This is a genomic window from Streptomyces acidicola, from assembly GCF_009377235.1.
In the GTDB taxonomy this organism is placed as follows: domain Bacteria; phylum Actinomycetota; class Actinomycetes; order Streptomycetales; family Streptomycetaceae; genus Streptomyces; species Streptomyces acidicola.
Genome location: NZ_VMNX01000003.1, coordinates 61,973 through 76,646, shown reverse-complemented (window position 1 = coordinate 76,646; position 14,674 = coordinate 61,973). Strand labels below are relative to the sequence as shown.

General features: G+C 69.7%; 9 protein-coding genes and 1 pseudogene. 6 read left to right on the top strand and 4 right to left on the bottom strand.

Features of this window, described 5'->3' with window-relative positions; translation table 11 throughout:
* Nucleotides 1-112: 112 nt before the first annotated feature.
* The gene (locus FPZ41_RS02475) at nucleotides 113-1,117 is read right to left on the bottom strand and encodes a zinc-dependent alcohol dehydrogenase (protein WP_152858533.1); all 1,005 of its coding nucleotides are present in this window, start codon (nucleotides 1,115-1,117) and stop codon (nucleotides 113-115) included.
* Nucleotides 1,118-1,224: 107 nt separating this feature from the next.
* On the opposite strand from FPZ41_RS02475, the pseudogene FPZ41_RS02470 reads away from it, so the two are divergent.
* Nucleotides 1,225-1,929 (top strand): annotated as a pseudogene (locus FPZ41_RS02470) (CDP-alcohol phosphatidyltransferase family protein); the annotation flags it as partial.
* A gap of 289 nt (nucleotides 1,930-2,218) precedes the next feature.
* On the opposite strand, the gene FPZ41_RS02465 reads toward FPZ41_RS02470, so the two are convergent.
* Nucleotides 2,219-2,986, bottom strand: a complete 768-nt coding sequence (locus tag FPZ41_RS02465; protein WP_152858530.1) for a sulfite exporter TauE/SafE family protein — start codon at nucleotides 2,984-2,986, stop codon at nucleotides 2,219-2,221.
* Between the two features lie 385 nt (nucleotides 2,987-3,371).
* Here FPZ41_RS02465 and FPZ41_RS02460 point away from each other — a divergent pair, with 385 nt between their 5' ends.
* Nucleotides 3,372-6,686 (top strand): type ISP restriction/modification enzyme, encoded by a 3,315-nt coding sequence (locus FPZ41_RS02460; RefSeq protein WP_322619741.1) that lies wholly within the window; start codon nucleotides 3,372-3,374, stop codon nucleotides 6,684-6,686.
* A gap of 53 nt (nucleotides 6,687-6,739) precedes the next feature.
* On the opposite strand, the gene FPZ41_RS02455 is transcribed toward FPZ41_RS02460, so the two are convergent.
* A complete protein-coding gene (locus FPZ41_RS02455) occupies nucleotides 6,740-7,135 on the bottom strand; it encodes a hypothetical protein (RefSeq protein WP_152858527.1) in 396 nt (131 codons plus the stop codon).
* 336 nt (nucleotides 7,136-7,471) lie between these two features.
* Between FPZ41_RS02455 and FPZ41_RS02450 the strand changes: the two genes are divergently transcribed.
* The 4 genes from FPZ41_RS02450 to ligD all read left to right on the top strand — a co-directional run bounded on the left by FPZ41_RS02450 (nucleotide 7,472) and on the right by ligD (nucleotide 10,797).
* The gene (locus FPZ41_RS02450; RefSeq protein WP_152858524.1) at nucleotides 7,472-7,744 is read left to right on the top strand and encodes a hypothetical protein; all 273 of its coding nucleotides are present in this window, start codon (nucleotides 7,472-7,474) and stop codon (nucleotides 7,742-7,744) included.
* Entirely contained in the window at nucleotides 7,741-8,835 is a 1,095-nt protein-coding gene (locus FPZ41_RS02445) for a PASTA domain-containing protein (protein WP_322619740.1), read from the top strand. The genes FPZ41_RS02450 and FPZ41_RS02445 overlap by 4 nt, the downstream gene beginning before the upstream one ends.
* Nucleotides 8,836-9,150: 315 nt before the next feature.
* Nucleotides 9,151-9,774, top strand: a complete 624-nt coding sequence (locus FPZ41_RS02440) for a DNA polymerase ligase N-terminal domain-containing protein (RefSeq protein ID WP_322619739.1) — start codon at nucleotides 9,151-9,153, stop codon at nucleotides 9,772-9,774.
* Nucleotides 9,775-9,780: 6 nt separating this feature from the next.
* On the top strand, nucleotides 9,781-10,797 hold the full coding sequence (ligD, locus tag FPZ41_RS02435) for a non-homologous end-joining DNA ligase (protein ID WP_152858521.1): 1,017 nt from the start codon (nucleotides 9,781-9,783) through the stop codon (nucleotides 10,795-10,797).
* Nucleotides 10,798-10,930: 133 nt separating this feature from the next.
* Here the strand turns inward: ligD and FPZ41_RS02430 are convergent, their stop codons facing one another.
* Complete coding sequence (locus FPZ41_RS02430) at nucleotides 10,931-14,404, bottom strand: SpoIIE family protein phosphatase (RefSeq protein ID WP_152858518.1); 3,474 nt, start codon at nucleotides 14,402-14,404, stop codon at nucleotides 10,931-10,933.
* Nucleotides 14,405-14,674 lie beyond the last annotated feature (270 nt).

The window sequence follows — 14,674 nt, the reverse complement described above, 5'->3', positions numbered from 1 at the left end:
GTGCGGTGCGTCTGCCCCCGGCCGGGGCATGCCGTGTAGTACGGCTGGTCCCTACCCGTTGTTCAGACCTCTTTTGCTGTTTCTTTGGAGGTCAGGCTTCCGTTCGGCCTGTTCAGGGAACAGACGGGCGTGTGACCTGTTCGGTGTCGTAGAGCACGCGGTGGCACAGTCCGGGCAGTTCACCGGAAGTGAGCCCGGGCATCACGTCGGGCAGTTCCTCGAAGCCGCACTCCCCCGTGACGAGGGCGTCGAAGGCGGGGTCGGCGAGGAGTTCGAGGGCGAGCGCGAGCCGGTCGGCGTACGTACGGCCGGCGCGCCGCGCCGCGGAGACGGCGCCCACCTGGCTGCTGCGCACGACGAGCCGCCGTGAGTGGAAGGCCTCGCCGAGCGGCAGCGAGACGCGCCGGTCGCCGTACCAGCTGAGCTCGATCACCGTGCCCTCGTCGCGCAGGAGTTCCAGCGACCGGGTGAGCCCCTGCTCCGTGGCGCTGGCGTGCACGACGAGGTCGCACTCCCCGGGCGCGTCGGCGGGCAGTGCGAAGTCGACACCGAGCGCGCGGGCGATGCCGGCGCGGGCGGGATCGGCGTCGACGAGTTGCACGCGCACACCCGGGTACTTGGCCAGCAGGGCGGCGACGGAACACCCGACCATGCCACCGCCGACCACGGCTATCCGGTCGCCGATCAGTGGCGCCGCGTCCCACAGGGCGTTGACCGCGGTCTCGACGGTCCCGGCGAGGACGGCCCGTGTGGCGGGCACGTTCTCCGGTACGACGGTCACGGCGCTCGCGGGCACGACGTACCGGGTCTGGTGCGGATACAGACAGAAGACGGTCCGGCCCACCAGCTCCTCCGGCCCCTCCTCCACTCGTCCGACGCTGAGGTAGCCGTACTTCACGGGCCCGGGGAACTCGCCCTCCTGGAAAGGCGCGCGCATCGCGGTGTACTGGCTCTCGGGCACGCCACCTCGGAAGACGAGCGTCTCGGTGCCCCGGCTCACCCCGGAACACAGAGTCCTTACGAGAACCTCTCCCTCACCGGTCTCCGGCAGCGTGGTCTCCCGGATCTCCCCCTGCCCGGGCGAGCGGAGCCAGAAGGAACGGACTGTGCGTTTCATGTGGGTCTCTCTGAACAGTCGGGCGCTTCTCCACGTACGCAGCGGTGGGAGTCGCGCACACGGTACGCGGCGATGATCGACTCTGTCACACGTTCGGAAGGTATGCGGTGGCCCTGAACAACACGTACGATGCACGGCCGTTGTTCCAGGAGACGGCGGTGGGCGCGGGTGCGCAACTCCTGCTCCTTGCGTTCCTGGGCACGGCGATCGGGATGGGCCCGGCGGGCTGGCTGACGGGTCTGGCGTTCGCGCTCGCCACCTGGGCGGTCCTGAACCGCGCCCTGCGCCGCACCCGGCCCCGCTCCTTCGGCCCCGCCAACCGTGTCACGCTCGGCCGGGCGACACTCGTCGGCGGCATCACCGCTCTGGTCGCGGACTCCTTCCAGAGCTCGCCGCCGGTCTCCCTCTTCGTCGGTCTCACGGCGGTGGCGCTGATTCTGGACGGCGTGGACGGCAAGGTCGCCCGCCGCACGGGCACGTCGACCGCGCTGGGTGCGCGCTTCGACATGGAGGTCGACGCGTTCCTGATCCTGGTGCTGAGCGTGTACGTGTCGATGGCGCTCGGCCCGTGGGTGCTGCTGATCGGTCTGATGCGGTACGGGTTCGTGGCGGCGGCGCGGGTGATGCCGTGGCTGAACGGTTCCCTGCCGCACAGCATGGCGCGCAAGACGGTGGCGGCGGTCCAGGGGGTCGTCCTGCTGGCGGCCGCGTCCGGGTGGCTGCCGTACGGGGTGACGTTCGCTCTGGTGGCCGCGGCCCTCGGTTCGCTGCTGTGGTCCTTCGGACGGGACGTCGCCTGGCTGTTCCGGACGCGGGAGGAGCGCACCGGTTCGCGCGCCGTGCTGACACGGACGGTCCGTACGAGCGAGTCCACGCGACCCGCCACCACCACCACCGCCGCCACCACCACCGACGACGGCATGGCGAAGACCGAACTCGCCCTTGACGACCGCATCGAGGCCCGGATCGCCGTCCACGAGACGACGGACAGGGAGAGCCGCGCCGGCACCACGACGCACACCGACGTCGTGGGACCCGCCGTCGTGGGACCCGCCGTCGTCCCCTTCCCCCTACGGGAGGCCGAACTCGCCGTCCGGTGACTCAGGCCTGGGCTTGGTACCACAGGCTGCCGGCCAGGCCCAGCCCGGCGAGGGCGATGCCGATCCGCAACGGGGTCTCGGGCAGCCGCCGTACGACCATGGGGCCCACCCAACTGCCCAGCAGCGCACCGAGCCCGAGGACCACGGCGGCGATCCAGTCCACCGGCGCCACGACGGCGTACGCGACGGCCGCGGTGAGGTTCGCCGCCCCGGTCGCGATGTTCTTCACCGCGTTGGTCACGGGGAGCGGTTCGGCGGCAGACAGCGACAGCACCGCCAGCATCAGCACCCCGGCGGCCGCGCCGAAGTAGCCGCCGTACAGCCCCACGAGCAACACCGCGCAGGTCAGCGGGAGGGTGGGTCGAGCCGATCCGGTCTCCGACGCTCGTGACGCCACCAGCCTCCGCAGGGGATCGCGCACGAGGATCAGCACCGAGCCGAGGGCGATGAGCCACGGCACGACCGCCTCGAACGCCGAGGACGGGGTGCCGAGCAGCAGTGCGGCACCGACGGCGCCGCCGAGCGCGGCGATGATCCCCAGCCGCAGGAGCCGTTCCCCCTGCCCACGCAACTCGGCCCGCGAACCGGCCGCGGTACCCACGGTGTTGGAGAACAGCGCCACCGTGTTGGTCACGTTGGCGGCGACGGGCGCAAGCCCGGCCGCGAGCAGCGCGGGGTAGCTGAACAAGGAGGCCAGCCCCGCGACCGACCCCGCGAGCCCGGCCGCGACCCCGGCCAGCACCAGCATCGCCGCGGAGTCCCACGCCATCAGCCCTCGCCGCCCTCCGGCCGTTCGGTCGACGGCTCCGGGTCATCTTCAAGGCCTGACGTCTCCCATGCAAAACGATGTTCACATATATAAAAGATGGGTCGCGTCAGGAGCACGAAGCCGAGAAGAATGAGCTGATTCACCCCGCAGGGCCACAGGGGCGGTTGGCTCGCACCAGAACTCCTCAGCCGAGCATCACCCTTTCGCCGGATCGCCTTGGATGGGACGCTTTCGTGCCGTTGTCGAAAAAGCCGAGACTACGGGGATGGACAACAAGCATGACGTTCCGTCACGATTCTTGAACGCAGCGCATCTGACGCCCGTCATGTATGACAGCCCCGGAGCGGGAGACTGCCTGGGGCACTTCTCATTCGGGGGTGGGGACGTGTCTGAGGACGAGTACGGCTGGTTGCGCACAGCCGTGTCCGAGTTCGGAGAGCAGTGTCGACAGAAGCTGTCCGGAGGAGGCGGTCAGGAGTCCGCGATCCGCGGCCCACTGGAGGCGCTGCTCCGCACCGTCGGTGAGCATCACCAGCACCACGAGGTGACCTGGCACGACGAGTTCCGCATCCCCGATCTGGGAGTGCGCCCCGACTACGCGGTGCGCGCGAAGGGTGAACTCACCGGTTATATCGAGTTGAAGAAACCCGGTCTCCCAGTGGATCCGGAAACCTTCAGCAAGGCCAACCGGGAGCAGTGGCAGAAGCTGCGGGACCTGCCCAACCTTCTCTATTCCAACGGCACCGAGTGGCGGCTCTTCCGCCACGGCGAGCAACTCGGCGAGGCGGTGCTCTTCCGAGGAGCACTCAAGGACGCCGGTGACCGGCTCACGCCCGTAGACGCGGCCGCGTTCGACGCTCTGCTGAGGCAGTTCCTGCGCTGGGCACCCCCGCGGATCACCCAAGTGTCCCGCCTGGTCCAGCACATCGCGCCGCTGTGCCGTCTGCTGCGCTCAACCGTGTTAGAGCAACTGGCGTTCGAAGCAAGGTCCTCGGCGGCCGACGACGACGCACGCGCCCACCCCTTCACCGGACTCAAGAACGACTGGCGGCGATTACTCTTCCCGTCCGCCGACGCTGCGACGTTCGCCGACGGCTACGCCCAGACTGTGACCTTCGCCCTGTTGCTGGCTCGCACCGAGGACATCCCTCTCACCCCCAACGCCTTCCACGAGATCGGCCGTCGGCTGGACGCCGACCACGCCCTCATGGGCAAGTCTCTGCAACTGCTCACCGACAACGTCAACGAACGCTTCACCGTCACACTGGACCTCCTGACCCGCACCATCGCGGAGGTGGACTGGCCCACGATCCGGTCGGGCAACCGTGACGCGTACCTCCATCTCTACGAGCACTTCCTCACGGTCTACGACCCGGCACTGCGGCAGCAGAGCGGTTCGTACTACACGCCTCACGAGATCGTGGAGGAGATGGTCCGCCTCACCGAGGACGTCCTACGGACCCGGCTCGGCCAGGAGGAGGGGTTCGGCGGTGAGAAGGTAAAGATCATCGACCCGGCCATGGGCACGGGCACCTTTCTCCACACCGTCATGGAGCGGGTGGCCGAGCAGGCCATGCACCGACATGGACCGGCGATGGCCCGCGACGCGATCTCCCGCCTCGCCTCCCGCCTGTTCGGTTTCGAACTGCAGATGGGCCCTTTCGCAGTCGCCGAGCTGCGCGCGTCCGACCTCCTCAAGAAGTACCGCGCGGCGCTGCCCCGAGAGGGACTCAACCTCTTCGTGACGGACACGTTGGACAACCCGTTCGTGGAGGAGGAGTACCTGGTCTCCACTTACGGGGCTCTCTCCGACTCCCGCAGACGCGCCAACCGCATCAAGGCCCGGACCCCGGTCACCGCCGTGATCGCGAACCCTCCTTACGACGACAAGGCGGAAGGCCGCGGCGGCTGGGTGGAGAAACGCACCGACGGCCGAGAATCGCCACTGCTCGACGACTTCCGTTACCCGGACAACGGCCGCTACGAGCACATGCTCAAGAACATGCACGTGTATTTCTGGCGCTGGGCGACCTGGAAGGTCTTCGACGCCCATCCGGAGGACCGGCACGGAGTCGTCTGCCTCATCACCCCGTCCGGGTGGGCCACCGGACCCGGAGGGCGCGGCATGCGTGACTACCTGCGCCGCACATGCGACGAGGGCTGGATCATCAACCTCTCGCCCGAGGGCCAGCGCTCGCCCGTCCCCTGCCGCGTTTTCCCGGAAGTGGCCCAGCCTCTCGCCATCCACATCTTCGTACGGAGAGCAGACGCGGTACGTGGGCCGCGGCACCGGGCCCGCGTCCACTACCGAGAGGTCACCGGGCGACGCGCGGACAAGTTCCGTCAGATCAGGGACATCCGCCTGGACGACGCTGGCTGGCGCGACGCGCACGACGAGAGCCCTCGCCCGTTCACCCCGTCCACACGCTCAGGTTGGGAGGACTTCCCTGAGCTCACGGACCTGTTCCCCTGGGGCAGCCCAGGCTCGAAGGCAAACCGTTCGTGGGTCAGTGCGCCCTCCCCCGAGACCCTGCGCCGCAGATGGGCCCGGATGGTCCGCGAGACCGACCCTGCGGAGAAGGCGAAACAGTTCAAGGAGACCCGCGATCGGACACTGACCGCACGGAGGGAAGGGCTGCCGGGACTCGGCGGTCCGGCCCGTCCACTCGCGCAGGAGACAGACACCACGCCGGAACTCATACGCATCGCTCTGCGCAGCTTCGACCGGCAGTACCTGATCGGGGACAACCGCGTGCTCGACTACCCCAGGCCCGACCTGTGGGCATCGCTGCAGCCAGGACAGATCTTCCTCAATCAGCAGACATCGCACGCCATCGATTCCGGTGCCGCGCTGGTGGCGACCCATCTGCTGCCCGACACGCACTATTTCAACGGCCGCGGCGGCAGAACCATGCCACTGCTCCACCCCGATGGCTCCCCCAACACCGCCACCGGCCTGTTGCCGTACCTCGCCCGGGACCTGGGTCTGAAGCAGGTCACCGCGCAGGACCTGGCGGCGTACGCGGTCGCCATCGCCGGGCACGGAGGCTTCACCGAGCGCTTCAAGGAGGAACTGCTGACCCCCGGCGTACGACTTCCGCTCACGCGGGAGCGTGAGTTGTGGGAGACGGGGGTCCGACTGGGCCATGATGTGCTGTGGGCCTCGACATATGGCGAAGGCTTCGTCAACCCGGCTGAAGGGCGCCCAGCGAGGAACGTGCTGTTCCCGTACGGCGACAAGCGGCAGGTGCAGTACCTGACCCACATCGGCGACGGACTACCGGACCACATCCGCCACGACGCCGAGGCGCAGACCCTGTACGTGGGCGAAGGCGCCTTCGCACCCGTTCCGGAGGCGGTGTGGATGTACGACGTCGGGGGCATGCGTGTGGTCAACAAGTGGTTCGGCTATCGCAAGGCGTCCCCCACCAGTAAGAGAACCAGCCCGCTGGACGACATCCACGTGGACAGCTGGCCCCACGAGTGGACCACCGAGCTCATCGAGTTGCTCTCTGTCCTGCGCCGTCTCACCGACCTCTCCTCTGCGCAAGGCGACTTGCTCACCCGAGTTCTGGACGCCGGCACGGTGACGATCGCGGACCTGGCCGCGACCCAGGTCCTGCCTGTCATGCCAGGGGCTCGAAAGGTCCGGCGTCGTGGACAGGGCACGTTGTTCACGGATGACCTCGGCGATGCGTGAGAGCCACGGCTGTCCGGCGCGTGGGAGACGCGTGACTGAGAAGCGCTCCGCCGTCAATCACCGCCACCCACCTCCGCAAGCGCCTCGCCGAGTGACAGGCTCCCCTGCGCCAGTTGCCGCACAGCCCGCGCGAGCCGAGGGCTCACGTCGTCCGCGGCTTCGGCGACCTGTACCACTGCGGCCAACCGCTGCTCGGCTTCCTCGTGAGCCAGTCGGTAATGAACCGCAGCGCCAAGGGGCGTCAGCGCCAGAGCGCGCCTCTCCCGGACGACGAGCCCCAGAAGGAGCAGCTCCGAAGCGTCCGCGCGAACATCGTCCGGGTCCAACCCCCGTGCGAGACACTCCCGTTGGGCGGCCTCTGCGGTGGCGGGGTCCGGGACAGGCGCAACGATCGCTTCGGCCAGGAGCCGGTACTGAGAACTGCTGAGTTCGAAGTGCGGCAGCGGCATGGCGTCATGCCTAGCACATCGCACCCCGGCCGAGGCCGACATGTACTGGAGCGCAGGTCACGGTCGCCTTTCGACGAGTCACCGCGACCCAAGGCGCGGTTCGGCGTGATCCTGCCCAGGACGATCGCCATGGGGACGAACTCACAGCAGCTTTTCTCGGACTCGCCGCGGCTTCTGCCTTTCGACATGCCCCGCTTGCCCGCGACCTGGCGACGAAGGCGAGCCGTGTCGCTGGGACGAGACCAGCGCCCAGTTCCGGGCAAGTTGGACGCGTACCTCTTCCATCTGTAGGGCGTCTCGGCCGAGGACACCGACTACATCCTGAATGCCTTCCCCTTGGAGTCGGGCAGCGCGAAGAACAACGAGATCGCCAAGTACGGCAAATACGGCACCAAGCGCCTGATCCTGACCGAATACGACTGTACGGCCACCACCGACCTGAGCCCGGAGAAGCTGCTTATGGACGACGAGACCTGCACCTCCCCCTTACGCCGCCCCCGGGCCAGGGGCCCCGGCACTCCATCTGACATTCCGCTCCCGGCCAGTACGAGGGCCGGAGGAGCCCACCCCGTGCCTGTGCCCGCATCCGAGGCGTTAAGCGCCACGTGAACCCATACAACACTCTGATCCCTTCCCGCCCTTGGTGGAAGACCACCCCAGCCGCGCTCGGCATCCTCACTCTGGTTGCCCTGCTCGGCGCCTTCAGCTTCGCCCTCGGCTTCCTTGTGATGATCGCCGCCATGGTGGCGGTATGGGTGCTGCCGCCCTGGCGCTGGTTCGCCAGGCTCGGCGCGACGTTCGGAGCCTTCCTGCTCCTGACCGTCGGTTCGGGCCTGGGCGGACAGCTCGACAGCGGCGGGACGGGCAAAGCCGCCGCCAAGCCACAGGACAAGGGCGCCGCAAGTGCCCATGCCATCGCCTCGCCCCCAACCTCTTCCAAGCCCCCGAAGGCCGCTGACTACACCGGCAAACCGCTGGACGAGGCAGAGAAGTTGGCACGCTCCGCTGGATACACCAGCAGCGGCCATGACGCGGCCGAGGAGAACCGCGCAATCATCATGCGGTCCGGGTGGACGGTGTGTTTTCAGAAAGCCGACACGACCGGGAAGACCATCGACTTCGCGGCAGTCAAAACCGCAGAGCCATGCCCTGAGAAGGACGGTGGCCCGCTCCCGTGGCCGATGATGCCGGACGTCGTCGGCGCCACCTACAACACGGCCGTCCAGGATCTGAAGCAGGCCGGAATCGGCCTCGACCGCGTCACACTCGACGACGTCTACCTCGACACCGACACTCCGACCGCCGAGGAAGCCGCAGAGGACGGCGACGAGTGGCGGGTGTGCTTCCAGTCCCCGAACGAGGGAACCAAGGTCACCTCCACCACCGCGGTCGGCCTCGACCTGGGCAACTGGACCGACGCCGACCTCGTCCAGCGCTGCCCGTCGGCGAAAGACACGACCTACAAGATCCCGGCCAACGGCCCCGATGACGACAGCAACGAGAGCTCCACAGGGAGCGGCGGTTCGACCGGCAGTGGCTCCTCGTCCTCCTCCGGCGGTTCCACCGGCGGCGGGAGCGCCGGCACCGTACATCCCGGCTCGTTCTGCTCCCCGCCCGGAGCGACCGGCGTCACCGAAGCAGGAACCCTCATGGTATGCGGCCCTGGAACCGACGGCCGTAACCGCTGGCGTCGCGCCTGACCCCGCCCACCCCGCCACGGGGTGCCGGCGAAATCGACGTGGGCGCGATGACTCTCTGCAAAGTCTTCTGAGCGTGCGGGCGGCCGCGACCACGCCGCCACCCACGTCCAGACCGCTCAGGCCTCCGCCACGAACCGCGCACCGGGAGGACTCGGGGGGAAATCCACCCATGGTGACCTCCGGCACCGGTGCCCGTCCATCGGCCCTCGGTCATGTGCCGTGTGGCGAGGAACGTCACCGGGTACTCGGGCCGTCGATGCCACCTCCGACCGAGCGGTCGGCGACCGGAGCCAGCCGCCGAGAAAGGAGCCGCACGTGAGTGGGAACGACCGACTCCGGACCTACCGGAGCAAGCGTGATTTCACCCGGACCGAGGAGCCCTCCCCGGGCACGCACGAGGGCTCCGCGCGCGACGCGCCCCGTTTCGTCGTGCAGATCCACGACGCACGCCGGATGCACTTCGACTTCCGGCTCCAGGTCGACGACGTACTGAGGTCCTGGTCCGTACCGAAGGGCCCGTCCACCGACCCGCAGGACAAACGGCTGGCCGTCCCGACCGAGGACCACCCGCTGGAGTACGAGGAGTTCGAGGGCGTGATCCCCAGGGGCGAGTACGGCGGCGGCACCGTCATCGTCTGGGACCACGGCACGTACGAGCCCCTGAGCCACGACCGCCGAGGTCGGACCGTCCCCTTCGGAGAGGCGTTGGAGCACGGACACGCGACGTTCCGGCTGAACGGTTCGAAGCTGCGCGGCGAGTTCGCGCTGACGCGGTTCCGTGACCGCACGGACGACGGTGAGGAGGCGTGGCTCCTGGTGAAGGCACGCGAGGGGCGCGGCGGCGCGGCCGGCCGGGGGACCCCGGACCCCCGCCGTGCCCGCTCCGTCCGCACCGGCCGCACCCTCGCCCAGGTGGCGGCCGACAGCGGCCAGGAGTGAGCCCCGATGACGACGGGCCTGCTCGCCACACTCCCCGATGCCGGGCGGCGTCCGTTGCGCCCGGCCCGCCCCGGAGTCGAGCTGGCCTCCCAGCCGATGCTCGCCACACTGAACGACCGACGCGAGTTCTCCGGCGACTGGATCTTCGAACGGAAACTGGACGGGATCCGCGCGCTGGCCGTACGCGAAGGAGACCGCGTCGGCCTGTACTCCCGCTCGGGCAACCGCATCAACGCCACCTACCCGGAGGTCGTCGACGCGCTCGCCGCCCAGGAGTGCGAGGACTTCACGATCGACGGGGAGATCGTCGCGTTCTGGCACGGCCGCACGGACTTCTCCCGCCTCCAGCAGCGGATGGGCCTCACCCGGCGCCGTGACGTCGAGGCCAGCCCGGTCGCCGTGACGTACTACGTCTTCGACCTGCTCCGCCTGGACGGCGCCGACACCAGACAGCTACCGCTGCGTCTCCGCAAGTCCCTGCTGCGCCGCGCCCTCACCTACCGGGCTCCCTTGCGTATGACGACGCACCGCAACGAGGGCGGTGCCGAACTGCTCGCCACCGTGTGTGCCCGCGGCTGGGAGGGCCTGATCGCCAAACGCGCGGGCAGCCGCTACCAACCGCGCCGCTCCCCGGACTGGCTGAAGCTGAAGTGCTCCCTGAGCCAGGAGTTCGTCATCGGCGGCTTCACGGCGCCGGCCGGCAGCCGCGTCGGGTTCGGCGCCCTGCTGCTGGGCCATTACGAGGACGGTCCGGGCGGGCGGCTGCGTTACGCGGGCAAGGTCGGCACGGGCCTCGACGACCGCACCCTCATGGAGCTGCACCGCCGCTTGGAAGGCATGCGCAGGCCGACGTCGCCTTTCGTCGACCGGGTCCGCGAGCCGCGTGCCCGATGGGTCGAGCCGGAGTTGGTCGCGCAGGTCGCGTTCACCGAGTGGACCCGGGACGGGATGCTGCGCCATCCACGGTTCCTGGGGTTGCGCGACGACAAGGCGGCGACCGAGGTGGTCCGGGAGCGGCCGTAGGGCGGCGGGGGCGCGTGTCCTTCGCTTCGGACGGCCGGCTCGTCGTGACCTTCGACGGCAGTACGGTAACGCCCTGACCCACGCCGACGCGGGCCGTGTGATCGGACACATCGGGGGGCTCATCAGAGGGGGCTCATCGGTCGGGGTCACGGGCCGGGACCGCGGCCAGCAGAGCCGTGTCGTCGTCGACCCGGTCGGGGGTGGCCAGCAGGCCGAGGGCCTGGCCGATGATCACGTCCGGGGTGAGTCCGGGGCGCGAGGACACCGGGGCGGGCGCCGGGTCGCAGCAGACACGGCGCAGGGCGTCCAGGCGGTCGTCGAGGTCGGTGGTGTGGTGTTCGACCAGGCCGTCCGTGAACAGCAGGAGACCGGTGCCGGGGAGGAGACGGGTCACGTGGTCGGTGGCGTTGCCGCAGGCCACGCCGAGCGGCATGCCCGGATCGAGGTCCAGGTAGCCGGTGCGGTCCCCGGCCACGAGGAGCGGAGGCAGGTGACCGGCGGACGCGTAACGCAGTCGGTGGGAACCGGGCTCGTACACGGCGTACAGGCAGGTGGCGAAGCGGTCGCTGTCGAGGGCGCGGCAGTGGGCGTCGAGGCGGGCCAGCACCTCGCTGGGGGTGGCGCCCTCCAGCGCGTAGGTATGCAGTGCCGACCGCAGGCTGCCCATCACGATGGCGGCGTCGACGTCGTGGCCCATGACGTCCCCGATGGCCAGCCCGACCGCGCCGCCCGGCAGTTGGAGGGCGTCGTACCAGTCGCCGCCCACCTCGGCTCCGAGGGCGCTGGCCCGGTAGTAGGAGGCGGTGGCCACGCCGGGCACCTCGGGCAACGCCTGCGGCAGCAGGGCGCGTTGCAGAGCGACGGCGAGACGGCGCTCGTTCTGGTAGCGCGTGGCGTTGTCGTAGGCGACGGCGATCCGGCTGGTCACCGAGTGCAGGTAGGTGCGTTCGTCCTCGGAGCAGGGGCGGTGCCGCCGGACCACGGCCAGGGCGCCCAGCGTCCGGCCGCGTGAGGTCAGCGGCAGGGCGAGGATCCGGCCATCCGCGGCCTCCTGCGGTGCGCGGGCGCCACGCATGATCCGGGCCACCATCTCGGCAGGCCGGTCGTCAGCCGGGGCGGTGGCCGACGAGGTGTACACGACGGTGTCCGTCGACCCGTCGGCGTCCGGTCCCAGAGCCTCGATACGCACCTCGTCGGCGACCTGGGGAACGAGCAGTTCACCGGCCGTCTCCAGGACCTGCCGGGGTTCGAGGCTGGCCGACAGCCGCAGCCCGGCCTCGGCGAGCGCGGCCAGCGCGGTGGCGTGCTCACGGGTGTCGGTCAGGATCCGGTCCCGCAACCGCGACAGCTCCAGGTTGGCCCGTACGCGGGCGAGCAGCTGGCGGGACGAGAACGGTTTGGCCAGATAGTCGTCTGCGCCCGCCTCGATGCCCTGGACGACGGCCTCCTCGCCGGCCCGGGCGGTGAGCATCACGATCGGCAGGTGGGAGGTGTGGGGGCCGCCCCGCAGCGCGCGAACCAGTTCGAAGCCGTCCATGCCGGGCATCATCGCGTCGGTCAGCACGAGGTCGTACGCGCTCTCGGCCACGGCCGCCAGGGCCGCCCGGCCGTCGGGCACGAGCCGGACGTCGTACTCGGTGTGCAGGAGGTCGTACAGGTAGTCCCGCATGTCGCGGTTGTCGTCCGCGATGAGCAGCCGGGGGCGGGGCTCCCGTCCGGTGGGCGCGCCGGTGCCCGGCTCCTGTTCGGTGCGCGGCGACGGTCCTCCGTCGGTGGCCCAGCCGTACGCCTCCTGCACATAGGCGGTGGCCTGCCGGGAGGGTCCGGGCGCCGCTCCCGTGCGGGCCCGGTCCGCCGCCGACGGCCGGGGCAGGTGCGCTGTGCCGAAGGGAATCTCCACCGTGAACGTGGTGCCCTGGCCCGGGCGGCTGTTGACGCCGATGGTGCCACTGTGCTGCTGCACCAGATCCTTGACGAGTGCCAGGCCGATACCGCTGCCCTCGTGGGAGCGGGCCTGCGTCCCGTGCACCTGGTGGAAGCGCTCGAAGAGCCGTGGCAGTTCCTCCTCCGAGACGCCGATGCCCGTGTCCGCCACCGTCAGCCGTACCCGGTCTCCGGCGGCCGCCGTGGCGACGCGGACTCCGCCGGACGGGGTGAATTTCAGCGCGTTGCTGAGCAGGTTGAAGATGATCTTCTCGTACATCTCCCGGTCCACGTGGACCGGTTGTGGCAGTGGCGGGCAGTCGACGTCCAGCCCCAGGCCCGCGGCCTCGAAAACAGAACGGAACATGCCGGCCATCTCGGCGGTGACGGCCGACAGGTCGACCGGTTCGAAGTCGCCCTCCAGGGCCCCGGCCTCGGCGCGCGTGACATCGAGCAGCGTGTTGACCAGCTTCAGCAGCCGCAGTGCGTTGCGTTCGGCCATCTCCAGACGTCTGCGCGTCTCCGGCCGGTCCTCCTGCGCCAGTGTGTCCTGGACGGGGCCGAGGAAGAGGGTGAGCGGTGTGCGTAGTTCATGGCTGACGCTTGAGAAGAACGCGGTCTTGACCTGGTCCAGCTCCATCAGGGCCTCGGCGCGTTGGCGCTGCTCCTCGTGCGCGAGTGTGGCCGCCAGCGCGGCGGTGACGGTCCGCCCGAGGATGTCGAGGAAGTCGCGGTAGCCGCCGGCCAGCGGGAGCAGGGGGTTGATCCCGGCGACGAGCACGCCGTTCAGCCGGCCCGCGTTGTTCAGCGGGAGGGCGAGCGCCTCGGTGGGTACCACGTCGGAGGGCGTGCCGGGGCCGGTGTCACGGGCCGGGGCCGGCCCGCACAGGAACGGCTCGGCCGGCACGACGACCGCTACGCCCCGGGCGAGTTCCGCGGTGACGTCCGCCGGCAGTACGGCCCCGGCGGGCGGGGGGCTGCAGGTGGACGCGGCGAGAGCGGGTTCGTCCTTCTCGGAGGGCAGGTAGAGGTACGCGAACGGCAGGTCGTCGGGGTGAGCGGCCAGCACCTCGGCGATCTCGCGCACGACCTCCGCCGGACCGGACAGGTCGCCGGTGTGCACCCCGACCTCGGCCAGCAACCGCAGCCGCCGCTCGCTGAGCACCCGACCGGTGGTCTCCGACACGGAGCACAGCACCCCGCCGACGGAGCCGTCGTCCAGGAACACAGGCTGGAAGGAGATGTCGAAGTAGGTCTGCTCCAGGAAACCGCGGCGGATGAGACAGAACGACCGGTCGCGGACGACCATGGCCCGCTGCCGGTCGACGACGGAATGGAACATGGGGCCGGTGTAGTCGTCCCAGTTCTCGGGGAACAGCTGCCCGGCCGGTGCCCCGAGTGCCTTCGGGTGTTTGGAGCCGATGATCCCGGCGTAGCCGTCGTTGTAGAGCAGGACGTACCGGGGTCCCCAGAACAGTGCCATCGGCTGCTCGGAGGTCAGTACGACACGAAGGGTCTCCACGAGCCGGTGCGGCCACGTCCGTGTGGGTCCGAGAGCGGTCTGGGCCCAGTCCGTTCCGGCCAGCACTGCCCCGGACGACCCGCCCTGGGCGAAGGCCCGGGTCGCCTCGTCGTGTTCCCGGTACCCGTCGTAGCGTTCGTACCCGTCGTCGGGTCCGTGCATCTCGGACCCCGTTTCCGCTGGTGGCGTCATTGGATGGCCGCACGTGGGTGAGTGGGTTGTCTTCCCTGCGGTTTCCTCCGTCCGCCGCTCGTGGGTTCGGTCTTGGGTTCGGTCTTGGGTTCGTCGGCCGCCCTGTGCGGCCCTGGTCTCAGGGGGCGGGCACCTCCATGTCGCCGCCCGTCGACAACCGCTCATCGACATGGGGCCGTGCCTTGACCATGCGCCTCACCCCGTCAAGGAGACGTGGCTGACGTGCTCAATTATGACGTA

Bases quoted from the DNA above. Each gene is read 5' to 3' on its own strand.
- FPZ41_RS02430 (WP_152858518.1), bottom strand. From the start codon at position 14,404: ATGCACGGACCCGACGACGGGTACGAACGCTACGACGGGTACCGGGAA.
- ligD (WP_152858521.1), top strand. From the start codon at position 9,781: ATGACGACGGGCCTGCTCGCCACACTCCCCGATGCCGGGCGGCGTCCG.
- FPZ41_RS02465 (WP_152858530.1), bottom strand. From the start codon at position 2,986: ATGGCGTGGGACTCCGCGGCGATGCTGGTGCTGGCCGGGGTCGCGGCC.
- FPZ41_RS02475 (WP_152858533.1), bottom strand. From the start codon at position 1,117: ATGAAACGCACAGTCCGTTCCTTCTGGCTCCGCTCGCCCGGGCAGGGG.
- FPZ41_RS02455 (WP_152858527.1), bottom strand. From the start codon at position 7,135: ATGCCGCTGCCGCACTTCGAACTCAGCAGTTCTCAGTACCGGCTCCTG.